Origin of the sequence: Candidatus Poriferisodalis sp., assembly GCF_965219595.1 — a bacterium.
Taxonomy (GTDB): Bacteria; Actinomycetota; Acidimicrobiia; order Acidimicrobiales; family Poriferisodalaceae; genus Poriferisodalis.
In genome coordinates this window covers 943,992-961,325 of the sequence record NZ_OZ244781.1, presented here as the reverse complement: position 1 = coordinate 961,325, position 17,334 = coordinate 943,992, and the positions used below count along the sequence as shown (strand labels likewise).

Annotated in this window: 12 protein-coding genes; 7 read left to right on the top strand and 5 right to left on the bottom strand. The window is 67.8% G+C overall.

The annotated features are described in order from the left end of the window. Nucleotides 1–22: 22 nt before the first annotated feature. Together ACOQPE_RS03965 and ACOQPE_RS03960 are read right to left on the bottom strand one after the other, a co-directional pair. Nucleotides 23–1,633, bottom strand: coding sequence for a hypothetical protein (locus ACOQPE_RS03965; protein WP_420610611.1), 1,611 nt, complete (start codon nt 1,631–1,633; stop codon nt 23–25). 11 nt (nt 1,634–1,644) lie between these two features. Next, nucleotides 1,645–2,973, bottom strand: a complete 1,329-nt coding sequence (locus tag ACOQPE_RS03960) for a glycosyltransferase (protein WP_420610610.1) — start codon at nt 2,971–2,973, stop codon at nt 1,645–1,647. 136 nt (nt 2,974–3,109) lie between these two features. On the opposite strand from ACOQPE_RS03960, the gene ACOQPE_RS03955 reads away from it, so the two are divergent. From ACOQPE_RS03955 to ACOQPE_RS03935, 5 genes are all read left to right on the top strand, one after another. Beyond that, on the top strand, nt 3,110–5,860 hold the full coding sequence (locus ACOQPE_RS03955) for a cell wall-binding repeat-containing protein (protein WP_420610609.1): 2,751 nt from the start codon (nt 3,110–3,112) through the stop codon (nt 5,858–5,860). A gap of 140 nt (nt 5,861–6,000) precedes the next feature. Continuing rightward, nucleotides 6,001–7,731, top strand: a complete 1,731-nt coding sequence (locus ACOQPE_RS03950) for a cell wall-binding repeat-containing protein (RefSeq protein WP_420610608.1) — start codon at nt 6,001–6,003, stop codon at nt 7,729–7,731. Between the two features lie 65 nt (nt 7,732–7,796). After that, nucleotides 7,797–8,936, top strand: a complete 1,140-nt coding sequence (locus ACOQPE_RS03945) for a cell wall-binding repeat-containing protein (protein ID WP_420610607.1) — start codon at nt 7,797–7,799, stop codon at nt 8,934–8,936. 36 nt (nt 8,937–8,972) lie between these two features. Then, nucleotides 8,973–10,883 (top strand): hypothetical protein, encoded by a 1,911-nt coding sequence (locus tag ACOQPE_RS03940; protein WP_420610606.1) that lies wholly within the window; start codon nt 8,973–8,975, stop codon nt 10,881–10,883. A gap of 170 nt (nt 10,884–11,053) precedes the next feature. Next, on the top strand, nt 11,054–12,682 hold the full coding sequence (locus tag ACOQPE_RS03935) for an RNA polymerase sigma factor (RefSeq protein ID WP_420610605.1): 1,629 nt from the start codon (nt 11,054–11,056) through the stop codon (nt 12,680–12,682). Nucleotides 12,683–12,749: 67 nt separating this feature from the next. Here the strand turns inward: ACOQPE_RS03935 and ACOQPE_RS03930 are convergent, their stop codons facing one another. Then, nucleotides 12,750–13,538, bottom strand: a complete 789-nt coding sequence (locus tag ACOQPE_RS03930) for an SDR family NAD(P)-dependent oxidoreductase (RefSeq protein WP_419916784.1) — start codon at nt 13,536–13,538, stop codon at nt 12,750–12,752. A 517-nt stretch (nt 13,539–14,055) separates the two neighbouring features. Here ACOQPE_RS03930 and ACOQPE_RS03925 point away from each other — a divergent pair. Beyond that, nucleotides 14,056–14,403: a helix-turn-helix domain-containing protein gene (locus tag ACOQPE_RS03925; RefSeq protein WP_420610604.1), complete on the top strand. Its 348-nt coding sequence runs from the start codon at nt 14,056–14,058 to the stop codon at nt 14,401–14,403. Continuing rightward, on the top strand, nt 14,396–15,694 hold the full coding sequence (locus ACOQPE_RS03920) for a type II toxin-antitoxin system HipA family toxin (protein WP_420610603.1): 1,299 nt from the start codon (nt 14,396–14,398) through the stop codon (nt 15,692–15,694). The genes ACOQPE_RS03925 and ACOQPE_RS03920 overlap by 8 nt, the downstream gene beginning before the upstream one ends. 14 nt (nt 15,695–15,708) lie before the next feature. Here ACOQPE_RS03920 and ACOQPE_RS03915 read toward each other — a convergent pair whose 3' ends face one another. Continuing rightward, a complete protein-coding gene (locus ACOQPE_RS03915) occupies nt 15,709–16,491 on the bottom strand; it encodes an SDR family NAD(P)-dependent oxidoreductase (RefSeq protein WP_420610602.1) in 783 nt (260 codons plus the stop codon). Nucleotide 16,492: 1 nt separating this feature from the next. Further along, a complete protein-coding gene (locus tag ACOQPE_RS03910; RefSeq protein ID WP_420610601.1) occupies nt 16,493–17,161 on the bottom strand; it encodes a nitroreductase family protein in 669 nt (222 codons plus the stop codon). Nucleotides 17,162–17,334 lie beyond the last annotated feature (173 nt).

Sequence of the window (17,334 nt, the reverse complement as noted above, 5' to 3'; positions counted from 1 at the left end):
GCGCGGTGGTGCCGGCCCCGGGCTATCTCAACAGCGAAGCGGCACTGATGACCCGGAAGTCGCCGACCGACGCCAAGGGGTCGGCGAGGGCATCTGCCGGGAAGTACTCGGGCACTCTGCTGGCTCGCACTACCACGATGTCGGAGTCTTCGATCTGGTCGAGCCGGGCCGCATCGAGATCCCATACCGGCACATCGAGGTAGTACGAGACCCAACGAGGTGCTGGCAATCCCGGCCCCACCCAGGCCAGCTCGGCACCGGCGGCTGCCGGCGTGCCGACGACCTGTTCGAGCGCCTCGCCGACGTGGGCTGGGTTGGAGATGTACCGGTCCCGGGTGGAACCGTTGACCACGGCGAACATCGTGGCGGCAATGACTGCGCCCGCGACCAACGCCGCAGCGCCCCGGGCACCGGAGGGCAGCCTTCGCCGCACTGCGTCGAGGAGCGCGGCCAGCCCGATGGTCACCGGCACGAGCCATGGAAAGTTCCAGAGCCTGTGAACCCATGCTCCTTGGGGGACACCGAACGTGAGCGCAGCGGCCACGGTCAGCGTGATTGCCGTGGGCACGCGGGTACGCCGGTCGATCAGCCCCGCGAGAAGGGCCGGCGCCAGCAAGAGCCGCAGCCACGGGGGAACGAGCAGTTCCTCGGTGGCGAAGCGCCACTGCCTCGACAGGAACTCGTCGAACGTGAACGTGATGGACTGCTCGCCCGAGGTGACGCGGTTGCTGACACGCACGGCGACTTGATCGCTGAGTTCGGTGAACCCGGTGGCGTACAGCATCCAGGCGGCGGTGATGCAGACACCGACAGAAGCGCCGATGACGAAGCAGCTGAGCGTTGGCGACCAGCCGTCGTTCAAGCGATTCCACAGTCCGAGCCCCGACCGATTCGACCCCGCGTCGGCTTGGCGGCTTTGCCGCAGACGGTTCGCGAAGAGCCAGGCTGCCAGCAGTGCCAACGATGCGATGTTGATCCACGACTGCATGGCGGTGAGCGCCGCGAGTGCCGCTGTGCCAGCCAGCGCAAGCCGAGACGGCCGTTCATGCTTGATCAGCCACGCCACGGTTGCTGTGGAGGCCACCAGCAGGGAAAAGCTGACCCCCAGACGGCCGAACACGTAGAAGAAGCCGGTGCACGCCATGGCGCCGATCGCCAGGATGATCGGTCCCCAGCGGACATCGCATGCACGCAGCAGCGAAGCCATGAACAGCAGCGTCGCTGCCCCGAGCAGATATATCGGTATTCGCAGCGCCGAGGGGTTCTCGCCGAATACACCGGCCGACCCGATCGACAGGAACTCCTTCAGCGGGGGATGGTGTGCGTACGTCACGGCCTCGACCGGGGGATCTGTGCGAGGAATCACGCCGAACTCAGGACGCACGAACGGATCGACCCGAGCGCCCAATCTGGACTCGATCGGACCCATCTCCCAGAAGCTGCGTGCGTGCAAGCCCGAAAAGGCCACGAGACGGCCGTCGTCGCTGTTGCCGAGGGGCAAGTCGAGGTCGGGCAGCCAGAGCGCCAGCATCGCCAGGGGCACGAGGACCATCGCCGCCCAGCCCGATCGCAGGCGAGACAGCTTCGGCGACGAGCGCCGAGTATCAGCGGAGCCCGGGTCGGTGTCTCCCATGCCGCCGGCTCTCAGTTCATGCCGGCGAACTGAAGGTCGCAGCCCTCGCACGTCTCGTGCGCCTGCTCCAAGAAATACGAGTCGTCGACTTCCCAGGTGTGCCCTGCGCTGTGACGCATGAGGACATACCCCGCGCCGTGGGTTCGGTACACGCTTCCGCCGTTCGTCGCGATGTCGCGGGCAAGTGCCTTGTCCTCCCCCACACCCATCGCACGCCATCCGCCGATGGCGTCGAGCGCGTCGCGGCGCATTGCCACGGCACCGCCGGCAACGCTGAGACGCTCCGGGTCGATGTGGCGTTCCCCGAAGCCGACGAACCGGCGGACCATGCGGCCCGTTTCGGCCAGGTACACGTACTCAGACACCTTGCCCACGAGAGCGGCGCCTGAATACTCAGCGGCAAGCACCAGGTCCCACAGGTGATCTGGGCCATAGAGATCGTCGTCGTCGATCTTCGCGACCATCTCTCCCGATGCGGCTGAGAGTGCCATATTCAGCACCTCCCCCAGGGAGCGATCCGCTTCGACATCAACGGCTCGCGCAGGACAGTGCAGACGTCCCAATTGTGCCTCTGTCTCGGAGCGCTCAAAGCCACTGCCGTGCTGGGCCACAACGAGTTCGACGCTCGGATATGTCTGGGCGGCAATGGCGTCGATAAGCGCAGGCACACGGCCGGGTCGGCACGTGGGTGCGAGTACCGATATCAGGTGAAGCCGGGGCGGCTCCAAGCCGGCGGCGGTGAGCAGCTGCCGGGTGCGGGCGCTCGGGGAATGATGGCGAAGGGCGGCGCGTCGAAGAGCGATGCTGAGCAACTCTCGACCGTGGGCGTCGGCGCCCTCGATGCGGTCGGTTGCAGACATCAGCTCGTACAGCTCGCTGCCGAGGAAGGGCTCGAGTTTGGTGCTGTTGGGCCCGACGGATACCACCACGCCCGAGGCTGCAGCGGCCGCGAGTTCGCCCGCACGCAGTGCCGGATCGGCGCCGGGCCGAGTCCAGTCCGATACGTGGTGCGCTTTGCGCATGTCGACGGTGCTCAATCCACTCTCGGAGAGCGAGCCAGTCGGGTGCAGTGGAGGGCCGTGAGCCGGCTTCCATCCGATCGGATTGACCCTGCTCACGTCGAATGCGGGCACCGTCGCGATCGGCGGAAGTGTTGACAGCATCACTGCGACCTCGCTCTGAGGCGGCTCGGCAATCAGTTCCGGTGAATCGGCAAGCAGAATCGACACCTGTTCTTGCGGAGCGGTGACGCTCTGCGAGCTGGAACCGAAGACAGCATTGGACCTCGGGCCGATCGTCCGGATCACCACGCCTTCGCAATGCGTCTCGCGGATCTGCACCGGGAGGATTCTTGCATGGACATTCCCGGCCGAACAGCCCCAGCCCGCCGACGCGGTGATACAGCGAGATACCATCGCCGCCGATTCCCGAATCGCGCGCTGGAGCCATGCTGCTGCTGAGACAAGCTGTCCTCTCGTGGAATTGACGCGGCCGCGCAGGCGGGTTCGGTGGGTTGCTGCGCTGGCCGCAGCCATGACAGCGGCATCGCTGCTGGCCATCCCGAGCGCGAGCGGCCAGAGCGCACCCGAAGACGGCCCGATCTCGCCTCGCCAGTGGCCACGTTCGTACTTGGCAATACCTGAGCTGGAAGCATGGCCGAACGCGGTGCGCATGTGGGGTCCCGACCGTCACCAGACCGCCCTGGCCGTAGCGCTGACTCTGCGAGGCAACGGCGGCTATCCCTTCGACTCACCCGACGCCACCTCTGGCACCGGCCGAAGCCTGGGTTCGGCCGACGGTTGGTGGGGCTTGGGCCTGTGCCCGCGGTCGATCATCGTGGTGGCGTCGGATGTTCCGGCCGATGCGGTGACCGCCGCTTCGCTGTCCGATTCGACCGGCCGCTCAAGCGAGCCATACCTGCGGCGTGTCGCCGCCAGCGACCCCCTGTTCGACCCCATAGGCGGCTTCGCACGGGTCGACACATTCGCTGCACCTATTCTGCTGACCGACTCGGTCCGCGACGGGGCCGCTTCGCTGAACCATGCCGCCCAGCTGGCCGCGCAAGACCTGCGGATCGGCGGTTGCAATTCCGCCCGCCAGGCCATCATCGTGGGCGGACCCGCCGCCGTGCCCGTCGAGATCGAACGAGAGCTCGTCTCTATCGGCTACGACGAGGTCTTCAGGGTGAGCGGCGAGTCCCGATACGGAACGGCCGCGTCCGTCGCGCTGTCGCTAGGAACACGCTCGGTTCCACGCAGCGTTACCGGTTGCAAAGACCCATCGGCATCGGACGGCGATGCGGTGCCGGCCTTTTATGCCAACTCGGTGGTGGAGTGGCGTGAGCGAGCCAGCAGATGCGAAGTGCTGGGCCGCGCCGTCGTGTTGGCTGAGGGCCTCGATGCCCTGGCAGCCGGCTGGTGGACCAGTTTCTGGCAAGTGCCGGTGCTGCTGCACGACGGCAGCGACGAACTGCCCGAAGAGACCGCGGTAGCGCTGAGCCTGCTCGACGTCGAGAACCTGATCGTGCTCGGCGACTCGTCACGGGTGCCTGCAGCTGTCGCGGAACTGGCCGCTCAGATCGCCAGAGCCGAGTTGCGAAGGGTGGCGGGAGCAGACCGATACGAGACCAGCGTGGAGATGGCCAAGATCTTCGGCGGTTGGTGGCCCACCGGCTCAGGCGACCACTTTGCTCGGTCGTCATTGTGCCTGGCGGCGCTGAGCGACGGTCCCCGCCGCACCTACGGCTGGCCTGACGCACTCGGTGCCGGTGCGTTCTGCGGTGCCGCGTCGGCTCCGTCGCCTGACGATCACCCATACGTCACCGAGCGGTTGGCGGGGCCGGTCGACGCGAATGAGCCGGGCCTGGTCGCGATAGCGCGGCGGCCTGTGAGCGCCTCAACCTCGACGGCGGTGCCTCGTCCGAAGCGAACCGCAACTCCCATGCTGCTGGTGCCGGCGGGAGCCACCGAACTGCCCACGTCGGTAGCGGAGTTTCTGCAGGACGTGTTCGTGCCGGGACGGTTGTGCTTGCGAGATGTCGGCAGGATCGACGCCGATGGATCAGGGGCCGACGACCACGACGCGTACACCGCCGCAGTCAATTCAGGAAGCTGCTTCGCCCCTGGCCTAGTCGTGGCGTTCGGCGGCGAAGCAGTCATTTCCTCTGAAGTGCTGGCCCAAGCCTCGTCGCTGGTGAGCGGCAGGCTGGCACCCGATGCCGAGCCGCGAGTGCCGGTGCTCGTGGGCGCGTATGCGCCGCACCACGAAGACCCCGATCGCATCGAGAAGGCGCCCGATGCGAAGCGAGGCATCGGTGTGTTCGCTACCAGGCTTGCTATCGACGGAACCGTGTTCCATCGAGCGAATGCCGAAGGGCCCATAGACAGCGCTGGCAGCTCCACGCGTGCTTCGATCAGCACCGATCAGACGTGGTTGTGCTTCCCCCGAGGCACCTATGCCGAGGCCCGTTGGCTGTTGGCAGAGACATCGCCCGACCGCTCACCGGTGCTCGAGGCCGACCTGACAGCGCTCGGCTGGTACCGGGGCGACGTCGACGGCGAGCGCCGCAAGCCGCTGCCGGCCAGCCCGGGCTGCGTGGCCTTCGAGCTGTCCGAGACGGCAGCCGCCTATGCGCGGGCGGTGGGGCCCTACGGGCGAACCTCACGGTCAGTGACGGTGGCGGCCAACGCCAACCGGCGCTTCTGGCTGACCGATGTGGTGGAGGCGGCCGAGCCGGTGTCGGGCGGCGTGCCCAGCGACGAGAGCCCGTCCACCGGCGAGAACACCCGGCTGGCATTCCGCAACCGCAGCCCCGGCGTGTTCGCACACCTGCCGCCGCACCGCCAGCAGGTCACCGAGGCATTCGTGTCGCTGGAGATCGACCGCGGCTTCGGCGCCGGGCGCCCGCACACGTTCAACGCCCGGTGGTCGGTGGAGACCCCGGCGGGCACGGTGTCGGGCATCGCCGAGGGCGAGGCCAAGTTTGTGTCGGACCGGTGGGAGCTGCGCGGCATGAGCGTGGTGCGGTCGGGATCGTGGATGCGCTCGGTGTACGGCACGCACCCCGACGAGCCGTCAGAAATCCTCGCCGGCGCCGCCGTGGCGGGCTTGGCCGACGACGGCTACGGAGCTGGCGGGTTCATGTCCACCATCGCCGTGAACGACTTCGGCAGCGACGACGACACCATCGTCTGGCGAGTCGACGCCTACATCAATGCCCGCCCCTAGCGGCCAGCAAACGCCTACGACCGCGTATCCCGAAGTGTGCTCATGCAAAGGCGTGCAACTTGTGACGAAACGCGCCGTCTGTGCCGCCGACGCTTCCCCTAGCGTTTCTGCGACGGCGAGCCTTGGAGTGTGAGGTCGGCATGAGTCCAGCAAGCAGTCGGCCGCGGCGCAGCCCACGGCGGTCGTTCCTCGCCATGTGCAGCGTCGCGCTGGCGGGCTCGGTGCTGTTCGCCCCGCAGCCCGCAGGTGCCCAGTCGGCCAGCATCACGGTGCAGCGGGTGAGCGGCGCCAGCGTGTACGCCTTGGCGGCCAATGTCGCCGGCGGCAGCTGCGACAGCGACATCGGCTCGCACAGCGTGGCGCTGGCATCGGGCGAGAACTGGCCCGATGCTCTGGCCGGTGCAGCGCTCGACCGGCCGCTGCTGCTGACCAAGCAGGCGTTCCTGCCGGCGGTCACCCGCAAGTACTTGGAGCCGTGCGCATCGCACGCCAAGGCCAAGGTGATCATTCTGGGCGTTCCTGCGGCGGTGTCCGAGGGCGTGGCCGAGACGTTGCGCGGCATGGGGTTCCGGGTGGACCGGTTTGCCGGCGATGACCGGTACGCAACCGCCCGCCGGGTCGCACGCACCTTCGCTCCTGACGAGATCGACACCGTCTATCTGGCCTCTGGCGTCAACTTCGCCGATGCGGTAGCTGCGGCCCCCAGCGTCACCATGGCGACCCCGCTCATCCTCACCACGCCCGACGAGCTTGGTGACGAGGCACGCCGTTTTCTGACCGACGGGGACCGGGAGGTGTCCTCGGTCACGATCCTGGGCGGCACGGCGGCCATCTCCGCTGATGTGGAAGAGGAGATCGCCGAACTCGGCATCGACACCGATCGCATTGCCGGTGCCGACCGCTACGAGACGGCCGCGCTGATCGCCAGCCGTGCGTTCAGCAACTCGGGCTGTCACCCGGTCACTGACGTGGCCGTCGCCAGCGGGACGGTGCCGTTCGGCGGCCTGGCCGCCGGAGCGGTCCGCGGCCCCTGCGAGCCATTGCTGCTTGCCCCGCCCCAGGGCGAACCTGTGCCCGAGACGCTGGGCAGGTTCGGCCAGGACTGGCGGCTGGCCATCGACGGCGGCACTCGGGCGACGGTGACCGGCGTCGGCATGGGATCATCCGTTCCCACGGCGGCGCTGTCGGCTGTGGCGACCGGCATCGTGCGGGATTCCGGTTCGGCTGACGCAGGCGTGTCGGGCGGGCTGGGTTGGAATTCGGTGGCCCCATCGGTGGTGCAAGTGCGCTGCCTCAGCGCCGCCGGCGCCACGCGCAAGCAGGGATCCGGATTCATCGTCGGCGACGGCTACCAGATTGTGACCAACCACCATGTGCTCGTCGACGATGACGGGCGCGAGTGCCGTCGCATTCGTGCCTACCTGGGCGGAACCTTCGAACAAGCACCGGAGCGATTCGTGCCGCTCTCTCTTGTGCGGGCTGCGGAGGAACGCGACTTGGCGCTGCTCACCATGGATCCCGATATCGCTCCGCTTCCCGCCCTGACGATCGCCGCTCAGCTGCCATCGGCGGGCGAGACGCTGACAGCACTCGGCTACCCGGAAATCGGCGGCGACACCCTCACGCTCACCACCGGCCGTTACTCGGGCACCACGATGCTGGACGGGCTGAATTGGATCAAGACCGACACGCCGGTCGCCCCCGGCAGCAGCGGCGGCCCAGTGCTGAACGACCGGCTCGAGGTGGTCGGCGTAGCGACGCAGCTGCGGGTGGCCATCACCGACAGCGGCGGATTCGCTGTCGGCAGTCTCAGCCTGCTGGCACCGGCAGTGGACGTGCTGGCGCTGCTCGATGGCGAAATCGGCGAGTAATTTCACACCAATAGGCGTTGATGCGTAGGGATTTCTGCGTACAGACGGCTACTAGCTTGCGACGGGTGCGACGTCTGACGTTGGTGGTGCTGTCGGTGATGGCGGGCCTCGGTGGTGTGCTGGTGGTTCCGGCTACCGCGGTTGGTGCTGCAGAGGGCGACGACGGTTCCGCCGGCACAGATGTGTGGGCGACACGGTATGGCGGCGCCGACCGGTATGAGACGTCGCTGCAGGTGGCCGAGGCGGTAGCCGCTGATGCCGATGGCTCGTTGGAGTGGGTAGTGCTGGTGTCGGGCGAACGCTGGACCGATGCCGTCGTTGCGGCACCACTGGCGGGATCGCTGGGCGCGCCGGTGCTGATGACTCCGCCAGAGGAGCTGCGCGCCGACGCGCTGGAGTACCTAGAGCGGGTGGGCGTCTCCAAGGCGCTGGTGGTGGGGCCTGATGCGAGCGGCGGCGCGCACGGTTCCGGGCGCGGCGTAAGCGCTGAGGTTCTCGACGCGCTCAGCGAGGCCGACATCACGACGGAGCGTGTCACAGGCGACGACCTGTACGCCACCGGTGTGGCGGCTGCGGGGCGGGTGACGCCGGGTGCGATGGGCGATCTGGGCCCCACGGCGGTGATCGCCAGCGGGGAGGTGTTCGCCGATGCGCTGGTGGCGGGCCCGTTCGCTGCGCGGGGCATCCATCCGGTGCTGCTGAGCCCGCCTGGAGAGCTGCACGCGGAGGTGGCTGACTACCTGAGCGGCGCGGGCATCGAGCACGTGGTGCTGATGGGCGGCACCGCCGCGCTCAGCGACGCCGTCGAGCAGGCCGTCAAGAACCTCGGCATCGATGTGTCGCGGGTGGCGGGCAGCACCCGCTATGGCACCGCGGTGAAGGCTGCCGAGCTGGCCGAGGACAAATACAGCGCTGTGGCCGGCAGGACATGCTTCGCGAACGACACGATCGGCGTGGCCCGAGCACGGGTGCCGTTCGATTCGTTCAGCGCAGCGCCGCTGCTCGGCCGGCTGTGCGCTCCGCTGGTGCTCGCCGACCCCGGCGACATTCCCGACGACACCGCCGCCTATCTCGACGCTGCCCGCGACCAGCACGACGCCGTGGGCCTGCGGGTGTTCGGCGGCGACGCAGCCGTGTCTCAGGCCGCCATCGACGCCTATCTCACCGGCGAGGAACCCGACACCGGCGACGGCGAGGCCGCCTAAGAAGCCGAAGACAGCGAGCCCAGTACCGCGCCCGGGGTGCTGCCCGCCGGCACCTGCGGCGGCGCCATCGACGACGAGCCGACACAGCTCGTGCCCTCCACCAGCGCCGAAGACCCCGCATGGTCGCCTGACTGCAGTCGCCTCGTCTACACCGGGAATGCCTCGCTGTGGACCGTGAACAACGACGGCACCGATGCCCGGAAGCTGGTGGACCACGACGGCGGCTACCTGTACGCCCCCGTCTGGTCGCCCGACGGCACCCGCATCGCCTATTCCCGTGGCCAGAATGACGAGAACGGCAACTGGCAATCACACATCTGGACCGTCAACGCCGACGGCAGCCACAACAACCAGCGGACCGAAGGCGACGTCATCGATCGCTGGGCCACTTGGTCGCCCGACGGCAGCCAGCTCGCCTACCAGGCCAACGGCTTCCTGGTGGTGGCCGACACCGACGGCAGCAATGAGCGCCGCGTGCACGCCGCGGTGTACTTCGCCGGCGGGCTGTCGTGGTCGCCCGATGGCACACGCATGGCCTTTGCACGCGGCGACGGCATCAAGTCATCCATCGTGATTGCCGATATCGACGGCATCGACGAAGAGGTGGTCTACGACGAGGGCCTTCGCACGCTCGCGCCGCGGTGGTCGCCCGACGGGCAGCGCATCGCCGTCCACACCATCGACACTGAGGGCAAGCACCGCGCCTATGTGGCCGGAGCCAGCGGCGAGCCCGCAGGCATCGCTGACGACTGCCGGCCCAGCGGCCTCGGCTACACGACGGCAGGGTTCCCGCTGCCCCACTGGGCGCCGTCGGCGGTCGGCACCCTCCGCATCGGCGTGCTGTTCATGGACTTCCCCGACGCCCAGGCCGCCCACACCACCGAGGAAGAGGCTGCGCTAGGGCTGCCGTGGGCCGAGGAGTACTTGGAGGCCGCCAGCTACGGCAGGCTCGATGTCGAGTTCGTGCCGCTGCATCGCTGGCTGCGAGCCGAGCAGGACACCGCCGAGTACATCGGTCCGACGGCCACCGGCGAGGGTCTGGTCCGCGGCGCATCGGCGCACGCTGTCGCCCTGGCAGACGACGAGGTCGATTTCTCGACGCTCGACATGGTGCTGACGGTGTTCCCTGGCAGCCACTTCTCGGGCGGCAACGCCACCGGCGAAGCCACCGCCGATGACGTCACCATCACCACCACCAGGGTGAACACAAACGAGCTCGAAGAAACCCAGGAACCCGACGAGTGGGGTTCCGTTGGCGCCCACGAGATCGCCCACAACCTGGGCTTGCTCGACATGTATCCCTACGACTTCGACCGGCACACGCTGCCCGAGTTGTCCGGTGACGACGTGTGGGCGTTCGTGGACATGGGGCTGATGGGCCTGCGAGTCCAGTTCCAGACACAGTCGAGCGACCAGCGGCTGCAGCATGTGTGGCGCTTCCCCGACGGGAACACGTCGTTGGGCACGGCGGCTCACCTCGAGCTCGAAGAGATGCTCGGCTGGAGCCGGTGGCAGCTCGGCTGGCTCGACCCGTCGCAGGTGCACTGCGACAGCGGCGCCGGGGCAACCGTGTCGCTGGCGCCGATCGCTGAGGCTGGCGACGGCGTGGCGCTGGCAGTGGTGCCGCTGACCGCCCACAACGTGATCGTGATCGAGAGCCGCCGTGCGGTCGGCTACGACACCGGCCAGGAGTGGGTCGATCCAAGCTCGAACGCCCGTACCACCTTCCCGGGCCTCGTGACCGAAGGCGTGATGGTGTACACCGTCGACTCGTTCATCGGCTCGGGCGAGCTGCCCGTGAAGGTGGCCGGTGACAGCGGCAACAGCGAGGTCGACGACTTCCCGGTGCTCGGTGTGGGCGAGTCAGTGACGCTGCACGGCTACACCATCACCGTCACCGCAGACGACGGCGACACCCATACAGTGGCCATCACACGCAATTCCTGACTCCAGTCTGGCGCTGGACCAGCCGCAGCCTTGCTGCATTGCGGCCCGCAGGCGGATCGGTTGCAACTTCGCGACCTCCCGAAATGTGACGGCAATAGCTCTTGGGGGCCGCGGTAGCATCGTGATTGACGGGAGCGATGGCGTTCCCGCTGTTCGGATGCGTAACTGCAATGGCCTTGCGTCTTGAAGACCGAGATCTGGTTCTCGCGTACCAAGCCGGCGACGACGAAGCGTTCGCCGAGCTGGTGCGGGAGTACCGGCCGCAGCTGCTCGGTCACGCGCGCCGCAAGCTCGGTTGCCCCGAGGCGGCGGAAGACGCTGTGCAGGAAGCGCTGGTGCGGGCGCTGCGGGCCATGCCGCGGTTCAACGGCAACTACCTGGTGGGGCCGTGGCTGCATCGCATCCTGTCGAACGTCTGCAGCGACGAGGGCAACCGCCTGCGCCGCGACAGCGAGAAGACCGAGCGGTTCGCGTCGAATGATCGGGCGCTGAACCCGCCGTCATCCATCGAAGACGAGCTGGGGCTCGACATCGACGATTCCGAGCTGGCCGACGCCGTCGACAACCTGTCCGAGCAGTACCGCGAGGCGCTCATGCTGCGCTTCGTGGAGGAGCTGAGCTACGAGGAAGTGGCCGAGAAGGCCGGCGTGTCCGAGGAGAATGCCCGGGCGCGGGTGTCGCGGGCCCGCAACGCCGTTCGGGCCGCGCTGAAGCTGGCGGCTGCTGCGCCGGTGGCCTTGATCGGGCTGCTGCGCCGCGGCGAGCGTGCCGCCGCTGCGGTGACCAGCCAGTCGTCGCCCGGCAGCGGGCGGGCTGCGCTGCATTCGGCGATGCCGATGCTGGCCGAGACCGCCCCGATGGCCACACGGGCCGCTGCTGCCACGGCGAATGCGGCAACCGTCGGCGTGCCGGTGGTGGCCAAGGCCGCTGTCGGCTTCGGGCTGGCCACGGCCGTGATCGCCCCGACAGTCGATTCGCCGGTGCACAAGGCGGCCGACCGGGTGCTGCCCGATTCGGTGATGGAGGTGCTGACGCCGCTGGCCGTGGAGCTGCCGGCGCCCGATGCGCCCGTGATCGTTCCCGCCGCCGCGCCGGTGACCGCCGTTGCCGATGTGGTTGACCCTGCCGGTTCCGTGGCGCCTGCTGAGGCGGCTCCTGCAGCGGCTGCTGCGCCCGTGGTCGAGGCAGCTCCTCAACAGAGCGAGGCAGTGGCAACGGTTGCTGCTGTTGCTGCGACTCCGGTGATCGACGACAGCCAGACTTCGGAGGCCGCCGCTGGCGGTGCCGAGGAGATCATCGAGACGAGCGTTGCGACGCAGGTCGTGATCCAGCCCGACACCGAGGTGTCGGCCAGCGGCAGCGTGCAGGGCGCCGAGCTGACGTTCACGCCTTCAGGTGCCGACCGCTACGACGTGGCCGGTTCGCTGTCGTTGACGGTCACCACGGTCACGACTACGACGGTTGACGGCGTCGAGACCTCCGAGACGGTCACCTCCACCGAGTCGGTTGCGGTGATCTCGCCGAGTACAGCCTCGCTCGGTGCTGCCGACCCGGCGGTCGACGAACGACGCTTCAGCGCCCTGCTGGTCTTCGCCCCCGGCGACGACGGCATGTCCGCCGAGATGCGCCTGGCTGCCCGCGGCACCGCCAACGACGACGGCTCGCTCGCCATGACCGGCTTCTTCACCGCCACCGGCACCGAGTCGCTGCCGCTCGCCGAGCGCGGCAACCTCTCCGGCACGCTCACCCTCGACGCCGAGGGCATGCCCGCCGCCCTGTCCATAACCCTCACCCAGTAGCCGCTGCGCCTGCCGATCGCAGCCGGCCGGCTTCTGCAGGCCGCGGCGGCGTTCGAGGGCGAGACGGTCAGGCGTTTTTGATGAGGAGGCCGCCGTCTACGGGGAGGACGGCGCCGGTCATGTATTGGCTGGCGGGCAGGCAGAAGTTGAGCGTGCCGTGGGCCACTTCTTCGGGCTCGGCATAGCGGCCCAGGGCGGTGCGGCGCTTGGCGAAGATCGTCTTGTGCTCCTCGGAGATCTCCGCGGTCATGGCCGTGCGGATCGGCCCAGGGCAGATGCAGTTCACCGTGATGCCCTCACGGCCCAGCTCCACCGCCAGTGACTTGGTGAGCCCGATCACGCCGTGCTTGGCAGCCGTGTAGGGCGAGCCGAACTTGGTGGCGCCCCAGCCCTCGGTGGAGGCGATGTTGACGATGCGGGCCGCATCGGACTGGCGCAGGTACGGCAGCGCCGCCCGCACGGTGTAGGTGTGCGCCGTCAGCAGCACCTCGAGGGAGATGGCCCAGTTGTCCTCGTATTCCTCGGCGTCGATCGGCGAGAAGCGGGAGATGCCGGCGTTGTTGATGACGTGGTCGATGCCGCCGAAGCGCTCGGCTACTTCGTTGGTGACCTGGTTGACGCGGTCGCGGTTGGCCACATCCATCGTCCAGCCTGCCGCTGAGCCGCCGGCGTCGTTGATCTCGGCCACCACGGCGTCCACCTCGGCCTGGCCAAGGTCGGTCACCGCAACGTGCGCGCCCTCGTCGGCGAACAGGTGCGCCGTGGCCCGGCCCTGGCCCATGCCGGCGCCGGTGATCAGCGCCACCCGGCCCTCGATCGACCGGTTCAGTGTCGACAGTCGCTTCGTCGTCCCCACAGCAATCCTCCAGTGCTCGTCGGGCACTGCGCACGGCCCGCGGCGGCGCTCAACGTAGCCGCAACGGCTTCAGCCGACCTGCCGAACGAGGCTTTGAGTGCGACTGTGGCTTTGTCGCTAGACGAAGTCTGGATCGAGGTACGAATCGACTAGTCGGGCCACGGCCTCGTGATCGCCAGCGATGACAGCCTCCGATGGCGTTCGGCCATCCAGCTCTGCCTTGCTGGTGGTCCACCACCCGCGTGAGGCTTCCGCACTCGCTCCCACCAGATGGTGGACCTTTCGCATGGTGTTCAGAATTGTGAACGCAATCTCCGCTCTCGCGGCGTCAGCGTAAGTGATCCGCGATGTGGTCATGTCGGCATCTCCGTTCTGTCATGCATCCCTTGCACGTCCTGCAGCGGAACATAGAGGGTGCGCGATTTGGAGTAGCTTGACGACGACAATCAATGTTTGTCAATGTTCAGAGACATACATATTATGTTACTAATCAACGATATGTCCGGAGTGTCCCCATATGGAGACTGCAAACGCAGTTCGTCCGCTGCTCACCAGCCGCGACCTTGGAGCAGCCGTCGCGGCGGCCCGTAAGGAGCGCGGCTGGTCGCAGGCGATCTTGGCGGGCAAGGCTGGCGTGGCCCGCCCGTGGCTGTCGAGTTTCGAGAACGGCAAGCCGACGGTTTCTTTGGAAGGGGTCTTGCGCGTGATGATCGCACTGGGTCTCGGCTTCGGTCTCGTTCGGGCTGATGCTGATGTCCTTACCGGCCTCGGCACCGGGAGCGACCGGTTCGATCTCAATCGGTACATCGCTGACTGGAACGCCGGGAGCTCCAGTTCCGAGCGCTCGTGCGCGCACCATGACTGACAGCGTTCTCGTCGTGTTGCTGCGCGGGCACATTGCTGCTGAGCTGTATCTCACCACCGCGGGCAAGCTGCGGCTTCGCTACGACGACAGCTACCGCGCCGATCCCGCAGCAACGCCACTGTCGGTGTCAATGCCGCTGTCGTCGGCTGCTTACGACGACCCGGTCGTTACGCCATGGCTGTGGGGCCTGCTGCCCGACGACCGCGAAGTGCTGCGGCGCTGGGGCCGTGAGTTCTCTGTGTCGAGCGCAAACCCGTTCTCGCTGTTGAGCACACCAATCGGCCGTGACTGTCCCGGGGCTGTGCAGCTGTGCCCTCCGTCGGAGATCGACGCGCTTTCGGAGCGAGCGGCTGAGGCAAAGATGATGAGCGAGGCCGACATCGCTGTGCGGCTGCGTGACTTGCGTGCCAACCGCGCGTTGTGGTTCGGCAGTGATTTCCGCGGCCAGTTCAGCCTCGGCGGTGCGCAGGCCAAGACTGCGCTGCACCGCCGTGACGGGCAGTGGTATCTGGCGAGTGGCTCGCTGCCGAGCACACACATTCTCAAGCCTGCGATTGCCGAGTACCGCTGGAGTCAGGTCAACGAGTATCTCTGCCTCGCCGCCGCGGCCAAGTCGGATCTGCCGGCAGTGCGAACGTCGTTGATGACCTTCGAAGATGAGACAGCGATCGTGGTCGAGCGGTTTGACCGGGTCTGGCGTGGCCCGCAGGTGCAACGCCTTCACCAGGAAGACCTCTGCCAAGCCCTGTCTGTGCACCCGGATTACAAGTACCAATCCGATGGCGGGCCCGGGGCTCAAGACGTTGCCAGTCTGCTGCGTTCGGTGGTGCCGGGTCAGCTAGCCGCTGAAGACGTGTGGCGCTTCCTGGATGCGCTCGCTTTCAACTGGCTGATCGCGGGCACCGATGCCCATGCCAAGAACTACGCGCTGCTCTTGCATGGTTCGTGGGCGCGGCTCGCGCCGCTGTTCGATGTCGCTTCGTTCCTGCCGTACGACGATTCGAAGGGTCACAAGGTGAACTTGGCGATGAAGATCGGTGACGGCTACCGGCTGACGCGGGCCGACCGTCCCGGTGCATGGCTGAAGTCTGCGAGCGAACTCGGACTCGATGCAGATGACGTTGTCGCACGCGTAGCCGACCTCGTCCGCCGTGTTCCAGCTGCCGTCGCTGAGGCAGCGGCTGATCCGGTCATCGCCGACTGCGGGGCGGCAGACTTCGCCGAGCGCCTCGTCGAACTCATCGACGGCCGCGTCGGACGCTGTGCCGCCATTCTCGAAATGGCGGCCTGAAACTGGGGCTGCGCTCAGCCGGTTTGCCAGGCGGTGCCGCCGTCGATCTTGAGCACCGAGCCGGTGGTGTAGCTCGACGCCTCTGAGGCGAAGTAGAGCGCGGCGCCGACGACCTCGTCGGCCTCGCCGCCGCGGCCCAGAGCGATCTCGTTCTCGGCCCGCTCGTTGAAGGCGTCCATATCCCAGGCCTTGGAGATGTCGGTGAGGAACGGCCCGGGCATGATGCAGTTCACCCGCACGCGGGGCGCATATTCCCGGGCGAACGACTGCGTGATGGCGTGGATGCCCGCCTTGGCCGCTCCGTAGGCCGTCTCGTTGGGAGAAGGCGCCACCGCTGCCACCGAGCTCACGTTGATGATCGAGCCGCCGCCCGCTTCGTACATGCGCTTGCCGAACACCGCCGAGGCCCGGAATGGCCCCTTCAGATTCACGTCGATCACTTTGTCGAACAGCCCCTCGGACACCTCGTACAGCGACGGGTACAGCGGCGACAGGCCGGCGTTGTTCACCAGCACCTCGCAGTGCCCGAACTCGTCATAGACACGCTCGCACAGGGCGTCGTTCTGGTCCCAGTAGCCCACGTGGCACTCCACCGCCAGCGCCTGCTGGCCGGTGGTGTCGCGCACCTCGGCCGCCAGCGCCTCGCAGTTGTCGAGCTTGCGCGAGGCGATCACCACATCCGCGCCGGCCCGGGCGAATGCGAGCACCATCTCGCGGCCCAGCCCGCGCGACCCGCCGGTGACCACCGCCACCCGGCCCGACAGGTCGAACAACGCTGCGTTCGACTCGCCAGCCATCTCAGCGGCTCCAGGAGTTCCAGCTCATCACCGAGTCGAGATCGGTGCGGGTGGCCAGCTTGAAGTCGGTGCCCACGGTGTAGGCCACCGGGCTCAGCGCGTACTGGCGCACGTTGTCGTAGGGGATGCCCAGGATCTCGGCGGCCTCGCGCTCGTAGCCGAGGTGCAGGGTGGTCCAGCAGGTGCCGAGACCCCGCTCGCGGGCAGCCAGCATGAAGCTCCACGCTGCGGGGATGATCGAGCCGGCCTGGCCCACCATCATGCGGGCATCGTCGGTGCGGCCGGTGATGCAGGGCAGGAACAGCACCGGGCTGCGATGCATGTTCTCCGACAGGAACTCCGCCGAGGAGGTCACCCGAGCCTGCTGGGCCTCTCGCTGGGCGCCGAGGCCCGAGCCCACCCGGCCGGCATACATGGGGCTGTTGCGGTAGGCGTCGAAGCCCTGCTTGTAGAGCGCCGAGATGGCCTCGATCTTGTCGCGCTCCGTGACGAACACGAAGTGCCAGCCCTGCATGTTGGAACCCGTCGGCGCCTGCACGGCGATCTCGACGCACTCCCGCAGCACCGATTCGGGCACCGGCCGGTCGAAGTCGAGCCGCTTGCGCACCGCCCGGGTGGACTGCAGCACCTCGTCGGCCGTCAGGCCCAGCTTGATTCCGTCGTCGCTCATGGTGTGCTCCTCGCGCCCGGCGGGCGTTGCTGGTGTGGTGAATTTCGCGCAGCACCCTAACCGGCGCCTGTCAGACGCACCGGGCCTGTCACACCCGCGTGGAAGCCGTTGCCGATGCTGCGTCGATGTGGGCGCTCACGGTGCCGCATTCCCGATGGGGACTGACGGGCGGC